Origin of the sequence: Pedobacter montanisoli (assembly GCF_022809115.1) — a bacterium.
In the GTDB taxonomy this organism is placed as follows: Bacteria; Bacteroidota; Bacteroidia; order Sphingobacteriales; family Sphingobacteriaceae; genus Pedobacter; species Pedobacter montanisoli.
Map to the genome: position 1 here is coordinate 1,529,389 of NZ_JALGBH010000002.1, position 19,794 is coordinate 1,549,182.

A 19,794-nucleotide genomic window follows, 5' to 3' on the forward strand; every position below is an offset into this window, starting at 1 on the left:
ATTATTTTACTTGAATAGCGTTTTGTAAATTTCCTGTTGATGAAAGCGTTTCTATAGCCATTTTACGCTGTTCAACAATATTCGTTATTTTATTTAATGATACCTGATAAATATCTGTTTCGGCGGTTAAGCGTTCAGTTACGTTGATCAATCCGGCACTATATTGCTTTTGAGCCATGTTCAGGTTATTTTTTGCAATTTTCTCACGTTGATCGGCAACCTCAATCTGTTTTAACAATGTTTCATATTGCACATTATTATTTTGTAACTGCAACTGCATTTTCTCTTTCGAATCGCTGATCTGATTTTCAATCTGCCTGATATTGATCTTCGCTTCATCTATCTTATGCTTACGTTCAAAACCACTAAAAATATCCCATTTTAAAGCTACACCTACTACAAAACTTGGACTCAAAGTAGCTGAATTAAGCTTCATTTTATAATTATTTCCAGTTATGGGACCCGAAAAACTGCTTTTTGCATCAAATACAGACGCATAACTGTAATTTCCAAAAGCACCTAAATTTGGCAATAAAGAACCTTTTTCTTTTTTCAATGCGTACTCATAAGCATTTTTAAATTGAGCTAAAGCTTTCAATTCAGAACGGTTTTCTGTATTTAAACCATCTGTAAGCACAATGGGTTCCAGATCATAAACCACACTATCAATCTGGGCTTCATTATAATGTGTTACCATGCTAATTTTCTGGTAAAGCACTTTATGCTTACCTTCTATCTCAAAGCGTTTAGAACTCAGTTCCAGCATAGCAAGTTTGATCTTATCTCTGTCGTAAGGAATAGCCAAACCATTTGCAATGGCTTTTTCAACCCGCTCGGTTTCTTTTTTTAAACGCACTTCGCTCTCATCAATCAGTTTTTTAGCCTCATTCAATAATCTGATTTGGTCAAAAGAGTTGATCACATCTTTAATAATAGCATCTTTCTTAGGCTCGGCCATTAAATCGGTTCCCTTTTTCTTAGCGTCCAGTGCTTTGGCTCCATTTAAAATTTGTCCGCCGCTAAAAAGTATGGCTTTAGCTGTAACGCCTCCCAATAGCAGGTTTCCATTATTTTCAAACTTTTGATCGCCCGAAAACAGATTTATACCCGTAAGCGGTAAAGTAAGCGTAGGTATATCCAAACTTAAAGTATTGTTAAAATAGCCATACATGGCATTGGCACTTACTGTTGGAATATATTTACTTAAAACACTTTTTCTTTCCAGTTCCATCTTATCTGTTTCGAGATAATGATTGGTTAAATCTGTACTTTGGCTAATGGCAGCATCAATAGCCTGCTTTAATGATTTTGAGATTCTGACCTGCTGCGCATGCAATACGGGCAAACCCGAAAAGCACAAGATCAGAATTGTGGTAAATAGTTTTTTCATGATTTGGCAGTGTCTATATTTTTATAAATTTTTTCAAATACATTCTTAACCGTTTGCATTTCCTCTGCAGTTAAACCTACAGAAATATCATTCAGTGCTTCATTGGCTACTTTCATGATATTTTTCTCTGCCTTTTTACCTTTTTCGGTTAAAAAAATCAGGTTTAGTCTTCTATCATGAGCATCTGGTTTCCTTACAATATAACCATCTCGCTCCAAATTATCCAGCAATCTGGTTGTACTGGGCTTATCTCGGCCGGTTTCATCTGCGATAACTTGCTGCGATACACCATCGTGTTTCCACAGTTGAACCAAGATAGTCCATTGCTCACGGGTAAGTGAAACCGCATTATTTTTAAACTTTTGCGCCAGGTATCTGTTTACATACATAAACAACCGCCCGGTTAGCAAATTGTATTTATCTTCTAAAGAAATTAAGTTAGTATTCATAACAATAGTTGCATAAACAACCACAAAGGTAAATCAATTTAGTTAGTTAAACAACTATTTTTTATAATTGTTTTATTCTTTTGGTAAAAACTCTCTCTAAATACTTATCTGTACGTTTTTAACAATTAAGCACTTAGAATAAAAGCACAGTATCAAACCCTAAACTTTCAAAGTTTTTGTCTTTATTTTTTGATTTTCATTATATTTGCCAAATCTTAGTCCAATGCAAAAGCGAACACTTTTAAGCGGTCAGAAACTTCAAATCACAATTAAAAGACTTTGTCATCAGTTAATTGAGAATCACAACAATTTTAGCAATTCAGTTTTAATAGGGATACAGCCCCGTGGCGCTTTCTTCGCAGATCGTGTCTATCAGGAATTGTCTGCTATCCTTAAAAACGACCACATTCAAAAGGGTAATCTGGATATTACTTTTTTTAGGGACGATTTCAGAAGGAAAGATGGTTTGGTTACTGCATCTAGCAATACAATCGATTTTATTATTGAAGGCAAGCAGGTGATTTTAATTGACGATGTGCTTTGGACTGGTAGAACCATACGTGCAGCAATGGATGCTCTATTGGCGTACGGCAGACCTGAACGTGTTGAACTGATGGTGTTAATAGACCGCAGATTTTCAAGGCATTTGCCTATCGAACCCAATTATGTAGGCTTAAAAGTAGATAGCGTTGATTCGCAAAAAGTAAAAGTAAGCTGGGAAGAAAACGACGGAGAAGATAAAGTAATCTTATTATCAGAACCGTCCCCGTCCAAAAAAACCTAATTAAAACAAACATTATTTGGACGGGGTAAGCTCTATTTGACAGCTGAAAACAAGATAAAAAACAGATAAAAAACAATAAAAATGGGAGCAGAAAAATTATCAAGCAGACATCTTTTGGGCATTAAGGATATTAACCGAAATGATATTGAATTGATTTTAGAAACTGCTGCCAATTTTAAAGAGGTCATTAACAGACCAATCAAGAAAGTTCCCTCGTTAAGGGATATTACCATTGCCAATATCTTTTTTGAAAACTCAACCCGTACAAAGTTATCTTTTGAACTGGCAGAAAAACGCTTATCAGCCGATGTGATCAATTTTGCGGCCTCATCTTCATCGGTAAGCAAAGGCGAAACCCTGATAGATACGGTAAATAATATTTTGGCTATGAAGGTGGATATGGTGGTGATGCGACATCCCTATGCCGGAGCCGGACAGTTTTTAAGTAAGCATATAAACGCACAGATTGTAAATGCTGGCGATGGTGCTCATGAACACCCTACACAGGCACTTTTAGATGCATTCTCCATACAACAGAAATTAGGCGATGTGGCCGGTAAGAAAGTAGTGATTGTAGGGGATATTCTTCACTCACGTGTAGCACTTTCAAATATTCTTTGTTTACGTAAGTTAGGGGCCGAAGTAATGGTTTGCGGTCCAACTACCCTTATCCCCAAACATATTGCTTCATTAGGCGTAAAAGTAGAACATGATTTGATCAAAGCGCTAAACTGGTGCGATGTAGCTAACATGTTGCGCATTCAGTTAGAGCGTATGGATATTAAATATTTTCCTACAAGCAGAGAATATTCGATGATGTACGGTCTGAATAAGCAAATCTTGGATAATCTGGATAAAGAAATTATCGTAATGCATCCGGGCCCGATCAACAGAGGTGTAGAGATTACCAGCGATGTGGCTGATAGCAAACAGTCTATTATATTGGAGCAGGTAGAAAATGGAGTAGCCGTACGTATGGCCGTACTTTATTTACTGGCAAGCCAAAATGATATGTGATCTTTTTGCCATTGGCTTGAGCGGATAAATCATCATAACTACGCTGGTTATTTTTCCACAAATTATGGATTTGAGATTTTCTCAAATACCAATCCTCAAAACGTTTCGTTATTTGTGTTATTAACAGATGTTAATTTCTATTGTTGATATCTAATAACATAAGTTATATTTTAGTAGCAACCATATTTAACACCAAATGCAAAAAAAGTACCTATTAGTTCCCGTTTTTATTGCTTCAGGACTAGGTTTGACTTATGCTCAAACCAGTGAGATTACCCGGTTAAACAAAAACTACCTTACAGGTTTGGAGTTGTTGCAAAATGAAAAATATGTAGCAGCTGCGCAGCAATTTAAATTGGTTGAACAGGCAAGAGATAAAGCCAGCACCCAGACACAGAGTAATGCAGAGCTATCTATCTTAAAGGAAAACTCAAAATTCTACAATGCCATTTGTGCTATTGAACTTGGAAACGATGATGCTGAAGCACTGATACAGGAGTTTATACGTGAATACCCCTTAAATCCAAATACTAAATTAGCTTATTTCCATATCGGTAAATCTTATTTCAATAAGAACGATTACAAAAGCGCTTTATCATGGTTTGAAAAAGCTGATCCCAGTTCTCTTTCGCAAAAACAAAGATTAGAATACCAATTTAAACAGGCTTACGCTTATTTTGAATTGCAGGATTTTGAAAAAGCAGAACCTTTATTTGAAGAAGTAAAAAAACAGGAATCACCTTTTCAGGAAAGTGCCACTTATTACTTTGCTTATATCAATTACCTGAATAAAGAATATAAAACAGCCCTTGCTAACTTTGAAAAGTTAAAGGGCTCTCCTACTTATGAAGCCAGCTATCCTTATTACATCACTTCTATGTATTATTTAGATGAACGTTATGATGATGTAATCGATTATGCTATTCCCGTAATGCAAAAAACCAAACAAAAATATGAGCCCGAAATGCTGAGTTTGGTTGCGGCTTCTTACTTTGCCAAATCAGAATTTAAAAATTCAGAAAAATACTTTGCCCAATTCTTTGAAAAAGACAAGAATGAGCAAAAACAGAACCTATTCATTTACCAATATGGCTATGCTTTAGTTCAGAACGGAAAATATAAAGATGCGGTAAATGTGCTCGAAAAATTAAATGGCGAAGATATTTACCTTCAAAGCGGAATGTACACACTTGCCAATGCTGCCTTAAAATTAAACGACAAGCAAAAAGCAAGAAGCGCATTTTACAGAGCGTCACGTTTAGATTTCGATAAGAATTTACAGGAAGATGCCTGGTTAAACTATGCCAAATTAAGTTATGAATTAGAATTTAATCAACAAGCTTTAGAGTACACGCAAAATTTCTTAAAGCAATTCCCTAATTCTCAAAAAACAAACGAAGCTAAAACACTTTTAGGCGAAATCTTACTAACTTCTAAGAACTACCAGGCAGCCATTGATATTTTAGAGCCTATACAAAATAAAACAAAGCAGGCCAAAGAAGCTTACCAGAAAGTAACCTATTTCAGAGGTTTGGAGTTTTATAACGAAAGAGCTTTCCCTAATGCCCTTTCCATGTTTTTACGTTCAAATAATTTTGCTGAAGACAAAGAGATACATGCTTTAAGTACTTATTGGATGGGCGAAAGCATGTATGAACTCCGCAAATATGGCGAAGCAGTAAAAGCCTTTGAAACTTTCCTAGGCATGGAAGAAGCACCTAAAACAGAGGTTTATAATTTTGCTAACTATGCTTTGGGCTATGCCGCTTTTGAAGACGAAAAATATGCCAAAGCAGCAACCTACTTTGAACGTTTCTTAAATGGCAAAGATAAAGACAGTAAAACCGTTACCGATGCCATTACCCGTTTGGCCGATTCTTATTTCGTAAACAAAAACTATGGTGATGCGCTAAACTACTATAACAAGATCATTAACGGTAAGCTTACAGGCGATGATTATGCTTTATTTCAACGAGGCATGATACAAGGCTTACAAAAACAGGACGATGCAAAAATTGCCACCATGCAAAACCTGCTGTCTAAATTTCCTACATCCAATTATGCCGATGATGCTGGGTTTGAAATGGCCTATACTTATTTCAACAAAGGCGAGTTTGAAAAATCTAAAACAGATTTAGTTGCTCTGGTAAGTAAATATCCACGTAGTAGCTATGTACCAAAAGCTTTGGTTACCATTGGCTTGGTGCAGTACAATCAGGATCAGGATGATATGGCTTTAGAATCTTTCAAGAAAGTTATTAGAGATTACCCAAGTTTACCTGAAGCCAAACAGGCATTAGAGGCCATCAAGAATATTTATGTAGATCGTGGAGATGCCAATGGATTTATAGCTTATGCTGCTACTACACCTCTGGGTAATTATTCTCTAAGCGAGCAAGATAATATCTTATTCCAGGCTGCTAATAATATTTACCTAAAAGGTGATGCAAAAGGTGCTTATGAAGCCATTAACGCTTATTTAGAAAAATTTCCTAAAGCCATCCATTTGAAACAGGCTAAATTTATTCGTGCTGAATCTCTGGTAAAATTAGGCCGTTCTACTGAAGCTATTGCAGATTACGATTTCATTTTAAACGATTGGACCAGCGATTATACTGAGCGTTCATTAATGAGTGTTTCCAAAGTTTTAATGGACGAGAAAAAATACAACGAGGCCATTGTTTACTTAAAACGTCTTGAAACCACTGCCGACTATAAGGCAAACTATACTTATGCCATCAACAACTTAATTAAAGCCTATACTGCTTTGAGTATGCCTGATGATATGTTGAATTATGCCGATCTGATCAAAAACTCTGATAAATCATCTGAGGAGGAGAAAAATTCGGCAGATCTTTACGCTGGCAAAGCACTATTATTAAAAGCAGATACTACTGCGGCCATCAAATCATTTAACAATGTAGTTGCCCACACAAAAACACTAGCTGCTGCCGAAGCAAAATATAACATTGCTGCTTTGCAATACACCAAAGGCGACTATAAAACATCACAGAAAACATGCTTTGACCTAATCAACAATATGCCTTCTTATGATTACTGGGTAGCAAAAGCCTTTATATTATTGGCAGATAATTATTTAGCATTAGGCGATAAATTGCAGGCAAAAAGTACATTGATGAGTATCATCGATGGCTATGAAGGCAAAGATGACATTGTACCTACGGCAAAAGAAAAACTGGCTAAAATCAAATAATCAACACACAGAGAAATGACTTTAAATAAGAATATATACCTGGCGCTGTCTTTTGTTTTATGTGCAACGTATTATGCCAAAGCACAGGATGTTAAACCGCCTGAAAAGACAGAGAAAAACATTAGTGAGGAAATTGAAATTATCAGGCCCTATAAACCGATTTTAGCCGAAGCGGTAAAATTGCGTCGCAGTCCTGATTTAGAAAATGTAAGAACCTATAAAGCAAAATACAACTATCTTTTATTAGATAAGAAGCTTGAGCTGAATACCGACATTAAGAAATTACAAGCTCAACAACTTGCAGATGCCAAAATAGAAGAACCTACCAACAATTATGTAAAAGGCGGTGTAGGTAGCTTAACAACTTTTCTGGGCGAGGCTTATATAGCCATGGGCAAAGATCCTGCGTTACAGGCCGGAGCATTTTTTAGACATTTTAGCCAGCAGGGCAGCTTAAATAAACAAAATGAGAGCAACCAGCAACTTAGCGCTTTTGGGCGCAGCATTGGCGAAAAGACTACTTTAAGTGGCCGTGCCAATTACCAAAGACACGGTGTATATTTCTATGGCATAGATGATAATAAGCCCACATTAAATCCTGACCCTCAAAAACAGGCTTTTAATTTCCTTGAACTGGAAGGTGAAGCAATAAATAAATATACACCCGATGAAAATGCCTTGAGCTATGCAGCTAAAGTAAATGCTTATTTCTGGAATGATAAATTCAGTGCCAAAGAAAAACAATTAACCCTAACTGGTTACTTGAACAAACGTATTAAAGGTTTTAATTTAGGTTTGGCTGCTGGAGCAGAATTTGGCAGCTCAAAAGATGTAAAAACAGATATTTCTAATAATCTGTTACGTATAAACCCATATATTAAATTACAGGCCGGAGGCGTTAAGATTGTTGCCGGAGCTAATATTGTTCAGGAATTCGGTTTCTCTTCGAGCTTGAGATTTTTCCCTGCCGTTACCGCCGATTTCACTTTAATTCCTGATTTCTTACAGGTTTTTGGAGAACTTAAAGGCGATGTTAACCGAAACACGTTGAAAAACCTTACAGATGAAAATCCTTTCCTCAACAGCAATATCCTGTTAAAAAATAGCGTAGAAAAAATAAGCTTTAGCGCAGGTATCAAAGGCACAGGTGGCCCTGGATTTGGCTATAAAGCCCGTTTCTACAGTAAAGAGATCGATAACCTGCCTATGTTTGTAAACAACTTTACCGATTTTAATAAATTTGATGTCATCTATGATTTTGATAAAATTAAATTACTGGGATTAGAAGGTGAGTTATCTGTACAGGTAAGTGACAATCTGAAATGGACAGGCAAACTGAACATAGAAGATTACAAAGCCGGTAAAGAGCATAATGTATTTTACAAACCACAATTGAGGTTAAGTTCTAATCTTTTATTTGTATTTGACAAAAAGTTAAGCTTTGATGCAGGTGTTTATCTACAAGATGATAGCAAAGCCAAAGTATTTACAGCCAACCCGTTAAATCCTGATGGTTCTTATCCTGCCCTACCAGACGATACCAAAGAACAAATGGTAAACATTAAAGGATTTGTAGACCTGGGTGTAGGTGCAACCTATAAGTTTAACAGCAAATTTTCGGCCTTTGCCAAAGCAAATAATATTTTAAACAGCAATTACAGTAAATATTTATACTATCGTGTAAATGGTTTTAATATCTTTGGAGGTTTAACCTATTCTTTTAACTAGGAAAAAATCTAAGGCAAAATTAAATTTACCAGAATGGATATATTACAATACCTTTTAGAACTGTTGCAGAGTCATAAAGAAGTGGGCATAGACGGTTTGGGTACAATATATAAACAAAAAAAACCGGGGAGATACGATGTGGATACACATATGTTTCTTCCCCCAAGTTACATTCTGGCTTTTACCACAGAGATTAAAGAAGATGAAAACCTTTTAAGTTATGTAACTGCAAAAAGAAATATTTCGGTTGATTCGGCCAAGTATTTTATTGCTCAGTTTGTTAACGATATTCATAAGGAACTCGAACAAAAAGGCGAGTTTAAACTGGAAGGCATAGGCAAACTATCGAACCAAAATGGTTCGCTCAGCTTTTCTCCTGAATCAAGTGTAAACACTGGTTTTGATTATTATGCCTTACCTGCTGTTTCTGAGAATGCTTCTGCTCCGGATACAGAAGAACACATTCCTGCTCCCCTTCCGGTCGAAGAAAAGACAGATACAAGCTTAAGCGAGGAAAATAGTATACCTACCGAAACGGAACAGGCTTCTGAAGAAGTAAAATCTGAAGAAACAGCACACACTGTTAATGATATTCCGGAACAGAGAGAAGAACCTGTTAATGAGGCACTATCTGCAGAAAATATCCCGGCACAGGAAGAAATATTTGAAGAAATCAGCGAAGCACCATTAACAACCCAGACTAAAACAGAAACACAAAGTGAAGGTTTCAACAACCAGATAGAAACTGTAGAAAAAAGTTACGACGAGGTTGAAAATGAACTCGCCAACGATTTTGATAAAGCATTTGAACAAAGACAATCAGGTACAGACTATACAGAAGACGAACCTGTAAAATCAGGCTCCGGACTTAAGATTTTCTTTATCATTCTTTTGGTTTTACTGTTATTAGGTGCTATTGCATATTTTGTAAGACCGGATTTATTTAACTTTTCAAAAAACAATAAACCGGTTGGTACATTACCGGCGCATCAGGGTAAAGCTGTTCAAACACAGGCTGATTCATTGTCACTTGCAGACAGCATTATGCGTGCAGCACACCAGGCAGGTTTAAAGGTTGAACCATCAAAAGATACTTTAAAGGTTACCACTCAGGTCAAACCTTTACAGCTAACTACGTATGAAGTTATCGGCGCCGCTTTTGCCACGCAAAAAGAAGTAGATGACTTCATTCATACCATGAAAAATAAAGGTATTGATGCAAAAGTTATTCCGGCAATGCCTGGAAAAATCTATAAAAAAGTAAGTATTGCCTCATACAGCAATATAGACTCTGCAAAAAAAGACCTGAAAGAATTAAGAGCAAAATTTAAAAACCCTGAATTATATATCTTTATAAACGAGCATAAATAAACGCATAAACGATGATTTTATTAACCGCAATAGACACCTTACAACAAATTACCGATAGTGTAAACAATGTAACCACAACACCGGTAAGTACGCCTCCCCAAGAACTTCATTTTATAGACCTTCTGTTTAAAGGCGGATGGGTAATGGTACCTTTAGCGCTTTTGGCATTTTTAGGGCTGGTTATATTTACCGAACGCTATATAACCATCAGAAAGGCATCTAAAAATGATTCAAATCTCTTATTTCAGATCAGGCAGAATGTACGTGATGGACGTTTGGAAAATGCCATAGCTTTATGCAAAAACACCAATTCTCCATTGGCCAGAATGTTAGAAAAAGGCTTAAAAAGAATTGGTCGCCCGATTAAAGAAATTGAAGGTTCTATTGAAAATACCGGAAAATTAGAAGTTTCTAAGCTCGAAAAAAACATTGGTATTTTAGGTATTATAGCGGGTATAGCTCCCATGTTAGGTTTCGTAGGTACCATTATCGGGGTAATTACCATTTTCCACGATGTATCTATAAAAGGTGCCATTGAAATTGGAACCATTTCAGGTGGTCTATATACAAAGATGATCACTTCGGCTACAGGTTTAATCATTGGTATCATTGCTTATGTACTTTACCATATCCTGAATATGATGGTTGAGAAAATCATCCTTAAAATGGAAACAGAAGCCTTAGAATTTATTGATTTATTAGAAGAACCGGGTAAATAATGAACTTAAGGAACAGGAAAAAAGGAAACGTTGAAGTGCATACCTCGGCACTTAACGATATCATGTTTTTTCTCTTGCTGTTTTTTCTTTTAGCCTCGGCTGTAGTAAATCCGCAAGTGGTAAAACTACTGCTGCCGCGTTCTGAAGCAGGGCAGCAGGCCAACCAACAGAAATCGATAACAGTAAGTATAGATGAAAATTTAAATTACTTTGTAGATAAACAGCCGGTTACCTTAGAAAATATGGAAACTGCCATACAGAGTCATCTTAAAGAAGACACCGATGCTACAATTGTATTATATGTGGCACGCGGGGTTTCCATAGAGAATACTATGCAGGTTTTTGATGTGGCAAATAAATTAAAACTTAAAGTTGTTTTAGCAGTAGAGCAGAAAAAATAAAATGGCAGCACACAACGAAGAAAATAATTACCCTAAAGCATTGGCTATATCTACCGGTATTATGGCGGTTTTTATTGGCCTGAGTTTCTTTTGGGTAATTGGAGCTTTTCAACCACCCGAAGAATTAGGAATGGGTGGTATGGTTGTGAATTACGGTACTTCTGTTGAAGGTATGGGTACAGATTATACCAGTATAGAAGAACCTTCTACAGCACCTGATGCCAATAATAAAAAACCAGATAAGATTACACCAGAACAAACGGTTAAAGAAAGTACTTCATCGCAATTCACGGATAAGGATATTGCCACGCAAAATACTGAAGAAGCCGTAAACGTAAACACCAAAGCGGCAAAAAGTACTTCGGCTAACAATACCAACAAAGAAAATAAACCAGCAGAGCCAGCCATTAATCCTAATGCTTTATATAAAGGCAATAAGAATAATGCTACCGGCGGTGGTGATGGCACCGGAACTGTTCCAGGTAACCAGGGAGATCCTGATGGCGATCCTTTAACGCCATTTTATGGAGATGGAGGCTCAGGTTTTGGAAACAAACCTTTACCGCTAAATCATTTCAAAAATCTGGTAAAACCTGAAGATAACGGACAGGAAACGGGAACCATTATGGTAAGAATACGAGTTAACAAACAAGGTCGTATTATTGAAGCAACTGCAGGTGCAAAAGGCACTACCTTTTCAAATAGCACGCTATTCAGAAAATGCGAAGATGCCATGCTCAATGCTCAACTTAATGCCATCAGTAATGGTCCTGATGTACGCGTTTTTTATGTTCCTTTTAAGTTTAAGGTAAAATAAAACATTTCGCTTTCTTACCTTTGTTACGAAAATTCGTATCAAAATGAACTACAAAGAAACTGTCGATTACCTGTACAGTAAATTGCCGATGTTTACCAAAGTGGGTGCATCGGCCATCAAAAAAGATCTTGACAATACCATTCAATTTTGTAACGCACTGGGCAACCCTCAACAGCGGTACAAAACCATACATATAGGCGGCACCAATGGAAAAGGTTCTACCTCACACATGTTAGCTGCAATTTTACAAAAAGCAGGTTACAGAACCGGATTATATACCTCCCCTCACCTTAAAGATTTCAGGGAGCGCATCCGTATAAATGGTCAGAAAGTTAGCAAGAACTTTGTAAAACAATTTGTAAAGCAGAACCAGCACTTAATAGAAACGATTGAGCCTTCATTTTTTGAAGTTACCGTGGCTATGGCCTTTAAAGCTTTTGCCGATGCAGAAGTAGATGTGGCTATTATTGAAGTAGGCTTAGGTGGCAGATTGGATTCTACCAATATCATTCATCCAGATCTTTCTATCATCACAAACATCAGTTTAGATCACACCAATATTTTAGGTAATACACATGCCGAAATTGCTTTTGAAAAAGCAGGTATCATTAAGAAAAATACACCTCTAATTATTGGTGAACACCATATAGAAACAGACTCCGTATTTATCGAAAAAGCAAAAAAACTTAAAGCACCTTTATACTTTGCAGAAGATCATTTAAAATTTGAAGTACTTAAAAGAGGGAACAATAAACTGATAGGCAATATCTGGCAGGATGATGAGGTTATACTAGATAACCTTAAAACAGATCTAACCGGAACATATCAGGATAAAAATATTTTAACTGTAATACAGACTGTAAGCATTTTAAGAGAATTAAGATATCATATTAGTAATCGGGCACTTTATAATGCTTTAAAAAAAGTAAAGAAAATTACCGGCTTGCAGGGAAGATGGCAAACCTTAAGTAAAAAGCCACTGATTATTGCAGATACCGGCCACAATAAAGCAGGTATAACGGAGATTATTCAAAATATCCAAAACCAAAAATTTAAAAAGTTGCACATGGTTATGGGTATGGTAAAAGACAAAGATATTAGTGGCGTATTGCAATTATTACCGCAAACAGCTACCTATTATTTTTGTGCTCCTGATCTGGAAAGAGCATTAAATGCAAACGATTTGAAACAACAAGCTGCGCACTTCAATCTTAAAGGAACAGCATATCCCAGCGTAAAAGCGGCACTTAAAGCTGCAAAACAAGAAGCATCAGAACAGGATCTTATTTTTGTGGGTGGAAGTACCTTTGTAGTAGCAGAAGTGATATAATATATTTACATAAAATTAGCCCCTACTTAATAGCTAATACCTACATTTACCAACCACTTATTACACAAGCATGAAAATAAAACAATTATTCTTTTTCTTATTTATCATTAGCCTGGCTTTTACAGGCACTGCTCAAAAACCGAAAGCGGTTATTAATCATACCAACGGTGTACAAAGACCCAAACTTATTGTAGGAATGGTGGTTGATCAGATGCGTTGGGATTATCTTTACCGTTTTAATGAAAGATATGGTAATGGAGGCTTTAAGCGCTTATTGAATGAAGGTTTCTCTGCAGAAAACACCTATATCCCTTATGTTCCAACAGCTACTGCCTGTGGCCACTCTAGTATTTATACAGGTAGTGTTCCTGCTATTAATGGAATTATTGGCAATAACTGGTTTGATCCTTTATTGAAAAGAGATGTGTATTGTACCGAAGATAATGGTGTAGTATCTGTTGGCAGTACATCAAATGCGGGAAAAATGTCGCCCAAAAACCTGTTAACCACTACCATTACAGATGAGTTAAGATTAGCGACCAATTTCAGGAGCAAAGTAATTAGTGTCTCACTTAAAGACAGAGGTTCTATTTTACCGGGAGGCCACGTAGCTAATGCGGCCTACTGGTTTGATAGCAGCAATGGAAATTGGATCAGTAGCACACATTATATTCAACAATTACCTAAGTGGGTAAATGATTTTAATGCACAAAAACTGGTAGATAAATATTTTGATAAAGACTGGCATACGCTTTATCCTATCACTACCTATAAACAAAGTACAGCAGATGATAAACCTTTTGAAGGAAAATATAAAGGCGAACAAGCACCTGTTTTCCCTCACCTTTTTAAACAGTTTATAGGCAAGGATTACGAATTAATTAAAAGTTCTCCTTACGGTAACACTTTCACTTTAGATTTAGCTAAAACTGCAATCAAGGAAGAAAATTTAGGAAAAAATGAAGTCCCTGACTTTTTAGCAGTTAGTCTTTCATCAACAGATTATATCGGACACCAGTTTGGTCCAAATTCTATCGAAGTTGAAGACACTTATTTAAGATTAGATAAAGATTTAGAAGATTTCTTTAACTACCTGGATAAAACCATTGGAAAAGGCAATTATATATTTTTCCTTTCTGCAGATCACGGCGTAACCCATGCGCCCGGTTTTACTACAGAGAATAAATTACCAGGCGGTGGTTTAGCTATCAGAAAATATAAAACTGATTTAGACAGCCTGCTTTTAAAAGATTTCAATGTAAAAAAAGGTATCTCAGCTTTACAGAACAATCAGGTAATATTTGATTTAGATATAATTAAAGCGGCTAATGCAGATTATGTAAAAGTAAAACAAAGCTGTATCGATTACTTGAACAAGCAGGATGCGGTTTTGCAAGCCGTTGACATTAAAAACATTTCAAATGCCACACTTCCTGAAGAAGTTAAAAACCGCCTTATAAACGGCTATAATGCTAAACGCAGCGGTGATATTTATGTGATTTTAAAACCAGGAGTTTATCCTTCAACAAGCCCTGGAAGCGGACATGCGGCCTGGAACCCTTACGATAGCCATATACCGGCGGTATTTATGGGCTGGGGCGTAAAACCAGGAAAAACCAATAAAAGATATTATATGACAGATATTGCCCCTACCCTTGCAGCGCTGCTGCACATACAGGAGCCTAGTGGTAACATTGGTACAGCAATTACCGAACTGATCAAATAAAAACAAACAAAAAAGCCGCTTAAAGCGGCTTTTTTGTTACCAAAATCTTACCTAAACTTGAGCCGCTATATTGCCAAAACCGCAATATAAACGTAACTTTACAGCTCTAACGCTAACCAAAATAAAACTGGCTTTTTAACACATTTAATGTGTTAAACTTAATTTCATTATGGAAAAAATAGAAGTTTATAAACCCAAAAATAAAATCAGATTTGTAACTGCTGCTGCACTTTTTGACGGACATGACGCTACCATTAACATTATGCGCAGAATTTTACAGTCATCAGGAGCAGAAGTTATCCACTTAGGCCATAACAGATCAGTAGATGAAGTGGTAAATTGTGCTATACAGGAAGATGTACAAGGAATTGCCATGACTTCTTATCAGGGTGGGCACATAGAATATTTCAAATATATGTATGATTTGCTTCAGGAAAGAGGAGCAAGTCATATCAAGATTTTTGGTGGCGGTGGCGGTGTAATCCTTCCTTCAGAAATAGAAGAATTGCAGGCATATGGTATTGTCAAAATCTTTTCACCTGATGATGGCCGTAAAATGGGCTTACAGGGCATGATCAATTTCATGTTAGAAGAAACCGATTTTGTAACTACTAAAAATACTCAGGTAAGTACTACTGAAATTAAAGAAAAAAATATTCATCAGATCGCAAATGCCATTAGCATTGCTGAGAATAATCCTGACGAAGGACTTACACTGATACATAAATTGCAGGAGAACAATCAAAATAATCCTCCGGTATTAGGTATTACAGGAACAGGCGGTGCCGGTAAATCGTCATTAGTTGATGAACTGGTACGTAGATTTCTGATAGAAGTACCTGAAAAGACTTTAGCCATTATTTCTGTAGATCCATCCAAAAGAAAAACAGGTGGTGCACTATTAGGTGACAGAATTAGAATGAACGCGATCAATAATCCTCGTGTTTATATGCGCTCATTGGCTACACGACAGGCTAATTTGGCTCTTTCTAAAAATGTACAGGAAAGCATTGACATTTGCAAGGCCGCAGGTTATGACCTGATTATTGTGGAAACCTCAGGTATCGGACAGTCTGATACCGAAATCACAGAACATTGTGATGTTTCATTATATGTAATGACTCCTGAATTTGGTGCGGCAACCCAGCTGGAGAAAATCGATATGCTTGATTTTGCTGATCTTGTTGCCATCAATAAATTTGACAAAAAAGGTGCCTTAGATGCATTAAGAGATGTAAGGAAGCAATATAAACGCAACCACAATATCTTTGATGCCAAAGATGAAGAAATTCCGGTTTACGGAACCATGGCTTCACAGTTTAACGATCCCGGTATGAATAATCTGTTTGTTTCATTGCTTCACAAAGTAGAAGAAAAAACAGGTGTAAATTTCAATGCCAAAATGGAGATCACCTCAACGCAGTCTGAAAAAATATATATTATACCTCCAGACAGGATAAGATACCTGTCAGAAATAGCAGAAGCCAGTACAGCTTACGATGAATGGGTAGCTAAGCAAGTTGATTTAGCTCGCAAAATGTATCAGTTAAATGGTGTAATAGAATTATTAGGTCCTAAGAATGAGGATACCTCATCTTTAAAAAATACTTTCAGTTATTATGAAGATCTGTTGGACGGAGAATGCAAACGTTTATTAAGAGCTTGGCCAGAAACCAAAACGCGTTATAAAAATGAGTTCTTTATTTATAAAGTAAGAGATAAAGAAATTAAACAACCTTTATATTACGAATCGCTTTCTAAATTACAGGTCCCTAAAGTTTCATTACCTCGTTATGAAGATTGGGGCGATATTTTACGCTGGTTACTAACAGAGAATGTTCCGGGCGAATTTCCTTATGCAGCAGGAGTTTTCCCTTTAAAACGTGATGGAGAAGATCCTACCCGTATGTTTGCCGGCGAAGGAGGTCCTGAAAGAACAAACAAACGTTTCCACTATGTGTCTTTAGGACAACCTGCACACCGCTTGTCAACTGCTTTCGACTCGGTAACCTTATATGGCGAAGATCCTCATCACAGACCTGATATTTATGGAAAAATTGGCAACTCAGGTGTAAGTATAGCTACTTTGGATGATGCCAAAAAATTATATTCAGGTTTTGACCTATGTGCAGCTTCTACCTCTGTTTCAATGACCATAAATGGCCCGGCTCCAATGCTTTTAGGCTTTTTTATGAATGCCGCTATTGACCAACAATGCGAAAAATATATCATTGAAAACGGTCTGGAAGAAGAAGTAAAACAAAAGATAGAAAACATCTATAAGCAAAAAGGATTAGAAAGACCGAAATATCAGGGTAATTTGCCTGAAGGGAACAATGGTTTAGGCTTAATGCTATTGGGTGTAACTGGTGATGAGGTTTTACCAGCGGATGTGTATCAGCAGATTAAAGCCAGAGCTATTAGTGCTGTCCGCGGAACTGTACAAGCGGATATCTTAAAAGAAGATCAGGCACAAAATACTTGTATATTCTCTACAGAATTTGCTTTACGAATGATGGGCGATATTCAGAAATATTTTATCGATCATAATGTACGTAATTTTTATTCGGTTTCTATTTCTGGTTACCATATTGCTGAAGCTGGTGCCAATCCTATTTCTCAGCTAGCTTTTACTTTAAGTAATGGATTTACTTTTGTTGAATACTACCTGAGCAGAGGAATGCATATTGACGATTTTGCACCAAATCTTTCATTTTTCTTTAGTAATGGTATAGATCCTGAATATTCGGTAATTGGCCGTGTGGCACGTAGAATTTGGGCTAAAGCCATTAAGAACAAATACAAGGGCAACGATCGTTCTCAGAAATTAAAATATCATATTCAGACTTCGGGAAGATCTTTACATGCTCAGGAAATCGATTTCAATGATATAAGAACAACTTTGCAGGCTTTATATGCCATTTATGATAACTGTAATTCATTGCATACCAATGCTTATGATGAAGCGATTACTACACCTACTGAAGAATCGGTGCGTAGGGCAATGGCCATCCAGCTGATCATTAACCGTGAATTGGGCTTGGCTAAAAATGAAAACCCATTACAAGGTTCATTTATTATAGAAGATCTTACAGACCTGGTAGAAGAAGCTGTATTGGCTGAATTTAAACGAATTAATGATCGTGGAGGTGTTTTAGGTGCAATGGAAACCATGTATCAACGTGGTAAAATACAGGAAGAGAGCTTATATTATGAAACTTTAAAACATACAGGAGAATTCCCTATTATAGGTGTAAATACTTTCCTTAACAAAAAAGGTTCTCCAACCATTGTTCCTGCAGAAGTAATCAGGGCAACTGAGGAAGAAAAGCAATATCAGATTAAGGCGTTAAATGAGTTTAAAGAACGTAATAAAAATACTGCAGCTAATTCCTTAAAAGAATTGCAATTGGCTGCCATAAAAGGCGAAAATATCTTTAATAAACTAATGGATGTTTGTAAAATATGCAGTTTAGGAGAAATCAGTAATGCACTATATGAAGTAGGTGGTCAATACCGAAGAAATATGTAGGAAAGCAAAAAGGTCTGAACAATGTTCAGACCTTTTTTATTAAGCTAAAATCCATTTAAATTTATAATCTATTGTTGGATTTTTCATTCTTTCAGCTACTCTCAGTAAACGATCAGGAAGCTTCATGATATAATCTCTTGCTTTCTCTCCCGCTTCATTTAGCTCTTTTACACTTTCGATATTCCACTCTACGATTAATTGTTTCAAGATATCTACGTAATCTATCGCAGTATAAACACCTAAACGCTGAGCCGCATCAGTAAAATGACCGAAAACCTGGCCAATTGGTAAACCTACTTCTCTTAAGAAATGAGCAGGCATTACAATCTTTTTCTTCATCATATCATCAAATGCAAGCATCGCTTCATTTGCATCAACCTTAAAAATCTGCTTGATAAAATCTTTATATGCTTTGGCATGTCTTGCCTCATCACTGGCAATTACACCACACATTTTCGACAATAAAGTATCTCCGTCTTTCTTAGCCAGAGAAGCTACCCTCCTATGCGAAATGTTGGTAGCCATCTCTTGAAAAGAAGTATAGATAAAGTTTCTGTAAGGATCATGTCCGGTTCCTATGTCAAAACCATCAGCAATTAAGTATTGAGTAGAAATTTCCATTTGACGCATATCTACCCTTCCTGAAAGGTATAGATATTTATTTAATAAATCACCGTGACGGTTTTCTTCTGCTGTCCAGTGTCTGTTCCATTTCATCCAGCCACCGGCTTCATCTTTACTTACACCTTCAACCATTGAAAGCCAGCTTTCATAAGTTGGTAAAGCTTCTTCAGTTATGGTATCTCCAATTAAAACAGCAACCAAGTCATAAGAAAGTTCGTTAGCACTTTCCTGTAATGCTTTAACTTTGTCAAAAAAGTCATCTTTGCTTGCATCAGGCAAGAAATCTGTAGGTTGCCAGATCTCATCAATAGGTTTCAAATATTCAGGCATCATTTCCAACATATATTTTTCAATATGTTGCATAACTTCCCTTCTTTTTTCAACAAAAAAATTCATTTGTGATTACATTCTAATTTCGAACCGCAAATATACTCATAAAGTACTGTTTTATATGGATTTATTTGCATTTCTATGTATCATTTATAGCAGAAAAACAGAAAAATGACGAATATCAATATATAATCTGATCAAAGTTAATTTTCTGTAGACAACATGCTTTACTTAATTAACAGACGTTAACACTTTTCTGTTTGCGCGGGGAGGTGCTGTCGGGGGAAGGGGACGGTCACGGCTGCCCCTGGGCTGGAACGCCCTTAAACAGAAAAAGCCCTCCGTCAATGACGAAAGGCTTC

Annotated in this window: 14 protein-coding genes; 11 read left to right on the plus strand and 3 right to left on the minus strand. The window is 36.5% G+C overall.

Features of this window, described 5'->3' with window-relative positions:
- Position 1: 1 nt before the first annotated feature.
- Positions 2 to 1,390, minus strand: a complete 1,389-nt coding sequence (locus tag MMF97_RS14480; RefSeq protein ID WP_243363270.1) for a TolC family protein — start codon at positions 1,388 to 1,390, stop codon at positions 2 to 4.
- Positions 1,387 to 1,839 (minus strand): MarR family winged helix-turn-helix transcriptional regulator, encoded by a 453-nt coding sequence (locus tag MMF97_RS14485; RefSeq protein ID WP_243363271.1) that lies wholly within the window; start codon positions 1,837 to 1,839, stop codon positions 1,387 to 1,389. The genes MMF97_RS14480 and MMF97_RS14485 overlap by 4 nt, the downstream gene beginning before the upstream one ends.
- Positions 1,840 to 2,062: 223 nt before the next feature.
- Here MMF97_RS14485 and pyrR point away from each other — a divergent pair, with 223 nt between their 5' ends.
- The 11 genes from pyrR (at position 2,063) to MMF97_RS14540 (ending at position 18,478) form a co-directional block, all read left to right on the plus strand.
- Positions 2,063 to 2,623 carry a bifunctional pyr operon transcriptional regulator/uracil phosphoribosyltransferase PyrR gene (gene pyrR / locus MMF97_RS14490; protein WP_243363272.1) on the plus strand — a complete coding sequence of 187 codons (561 nt, stop codon included), beginning with the start codon at positions 2,063 to 2,065 and terminating at the stop codon, positions 2,621 to 2,623.
- 81 nt (positions 2,624 to 2,704) lie between these two features.
- On the plus strand, positions 2,705 to 3,640 hold the full coding sequence (locus tag MMF97_RS14495) for an aspartate carbamoyltransferase catalytic subunit (protein WP_243363273.1): 936 nt from the start codon (positions 2,705 to 2,707) through the stop codon (positions 3,638 to 3,640).
- A gap of 196 nt (positions 3,641 to 3,836) precedes the next feature.
- Positions 3,837 to 6,854, plus strand: a complete 3,018-nt coding sequence (locus tag MMF97_RS14500; protein WP_243363275.1) for a tetratricopeptide repeat protein — start codon at positions 3,837 to 3,839, stop codon at positions 6,852 to 6,854.
- A 15-nt stretch (positions 6,855 to 6,869) separates the two neighbouring features.
- Positions 6,870 to 8,582 carry a TonB-dependent receptor gene (locus MMF97_RS14505; protein WP_243363276.1) on the plus strand — a complete coding sequence of 571 codons (1,713 nt, stop codon included), beginning with the start codon at positions 6,870 to 6,872 and terminating at the stop codon, positions 8,580 to 8,582.
- A gap of 33 nt (positions 8,583 to 8,615) precedes the next feature.
- Positions 8,616 to 9,953, plus strand: coding sequence for an HU domain-containing protein (locus MMF97_RS14510; protein ID WP_243363277.1), 1,338 nt, complete (start codon positions 8,616 to 8,618; stop codon positions 9,951 to 9,953).
- A gap of 11 nt (positions 9,954 to 9,964) precedes the next feature.
- Positions 9,965 to 10,672: a MotA/TolQ/ExbB proton channel family protein gene (locus tag MMF97_RS14515; protein WP_243363278.1), complete on the plus strand. Its 708-nt coding sequence runs from the start codon at positions 9,965 to 9,967 to the stop codon at positions 10,670 to 10,672.
- Positions 10,672 to 11,073 (plus strand): ExbD/TolR family protein, encoded by a 402-nt coding sequence (locus tag MMF97_RS14520; RefSeq protein ID WP_243363279.1) that lies wholly within the window; start codon positions 10,672 to 10,674, stop codon positions 11,071 to 11,073. The genes MMF97_RS14515 and MMF97_RS14520 overlap by 1 nt, the downstream gene beginning before the upstream one ends.
- Position 11,074: 1 nt before the next feature.
- Positions 11,075 to 11,890, plus strand: a complete 816-nt coding sequence (locus tag MMF97_RS14525; RefSeq protein ID WP_243363280.1) for an energy transducer TonB — start codon at positions 11,075 to 11,077, stop codon at positions 11,888 to 11,890.
- 43 nt (positions 11,891 to 11,933) lie between these two features.
- Positions 11,934 to 13,220, plus strand: coding sequence for a bifunctional folylpolyglutamate synthase/dihydrofolate synthase (locus MMF97_RS14530; RefSeq protein WP_243363281.1), 1,287 nt, complete (start codon positions 11,934 to 11,936; stop codon positions 13,218 to 13,220).
- Positions 13,221 to 13,290: 70 nt separating this feature from the next.
- Positions 13,291 to 14,946 carry an alkaline phosphatase PafA gene (pafA, locus tag MMF97_RS14535; RefSeq protein WP_243363282.1) on the plus strand — a complete coding sequence of 552 codons (1,656 nt, stop codon included), beginning with the start codon at positions 13,291 to 13,293 and terminating at the stop codon, positions 14,944 to 14,946.
- A gap of 169 nt (positions 14,947 to 15,115) precedes the next feature.
- Positions 15,116 to 18,478: a methylmalonyl-CoA mutase family protein gene (locus MMF97_RS14540; protein WP_243363284.1), complete on the plus strand. Its 3,363-nt coding sequence runs from the start codon at positions 15,116 to 15,118 to the stop codon at positions 18,476 to 18,478.
- 39 nt (positions 18,479 to 18,517) lie between these two features.
- Here MMF97_RS14540 and MMF97_RS14545 read toward each other — a convergent pair whose 3' ends face one another.
- Positions 18,518 to 19,498, minus strand: coding sequence for an acyl-ACP desaturase (locus MMF97_RS14545; RefSeq protein WP_243363285.1), 981 nt, complete (start codon positions 19,496 to 19,498; stop codon positions 18,518 to 18,520).
- Between the last annotated feature and the right edge of the window lie 296 nt (positions 19,499 to 19,794).

Bases quoted from the DNA above. Each gene is read 5' to 3' on its own strand.
- MMF97_RS14480 (WP_243363270.1), bottom strand. From the start codon at position 1,390: ATGAAAAAACTATTTACCACAATTCTGATCTTGTGCTTTTCGGGTTTG.
- MMF97_RS14485 (WP_243363271.1), bottom strand. From the start codon at position 1,839: ATGAATACTAACTTAATTTCTTTAGAAGATAAATACAATTTGCTAACC.
- pyrR (WP_243363272.1), top strand. From the start codon at position 2,063: ATGCAAAAGCGAACACTTTTAAGCGGTCAGAAACTTCAAATCACAATT.
- MMF97_RS14495 (WP_243363273.1), top strand. From the start codon at position 2,705: ATGGGAGCAGAAAAATTATCAAGCAGACATCTTTTGGGCATTAAGGAT.
- MMF97_RS14500 (WP_243363275.1), top strand. From the start codon at position 3,837: ATGCAAAAAAAGTACCTATTAGTTCCCGTTTTTATTGCTTCAGGACTA.
- MMF97_RS14505 (WP_243363276.1), top strand. From the start codon at position 6,870: ATGACTTTAAATAAGAATATATACCTGGCGCTGTCTTTTGTTTTATGT.
- MMF97_RS14510 (WP_243363277.1), top strand. From the start codon at position 8,616: ATGGATATATTACAATACCTTTTAGAACTGTTGCAGAGTCATAAAGAA.
- MMF97_RS14515 (WP_243363278.1), top strand. From the start codon at position 9,965: ATGATTTTATTAACCGCAATAGACACCTTACAACAAATTACCGATAGT.
- MMF97_RS14520 (WP_243363279.1), top strand. From the start codon at position 10,672: ATGAACTTAAGGAACAGGAAAAAAGGAAACGTTGAAGTGCATACCTCG.
- MMF97_RS14525 (WP_243363280.1), top strand. From the start codon at position 11,075: ATGGCAGCACACAACGAAGAAAATAATTACCCTAAAGCATTGGCTATA.
- MMF97_RS14530 (WP_243363281.1), top strand. From the start codon at position 11,934: ATGAACTACAAAGAAACTGTCGATTACCTGTACAGTAAATTGCCGATG.
- pafA (WP_243363282.1), top strand. From the start codon at position 13,291: ATGAAAATAAAACAATTATTCTTTTTCTTATTTATCATTAGCCTGGCT.
- MMF97_RS14540 (WP_243363284.1), top strand. From the start codon at position 15,116: ATGGAAAAAATAGAAGTTTATAAACCCAAAAATAAAATCAGATTTGTA.
- MMF97_RS14545 (WP_243363285.1), bottom strand. From the start codon at position 19,498: ATGAATTTTTTTGTTGAAAAAAGAAGGGAAGTTATGCAACATATTGAA.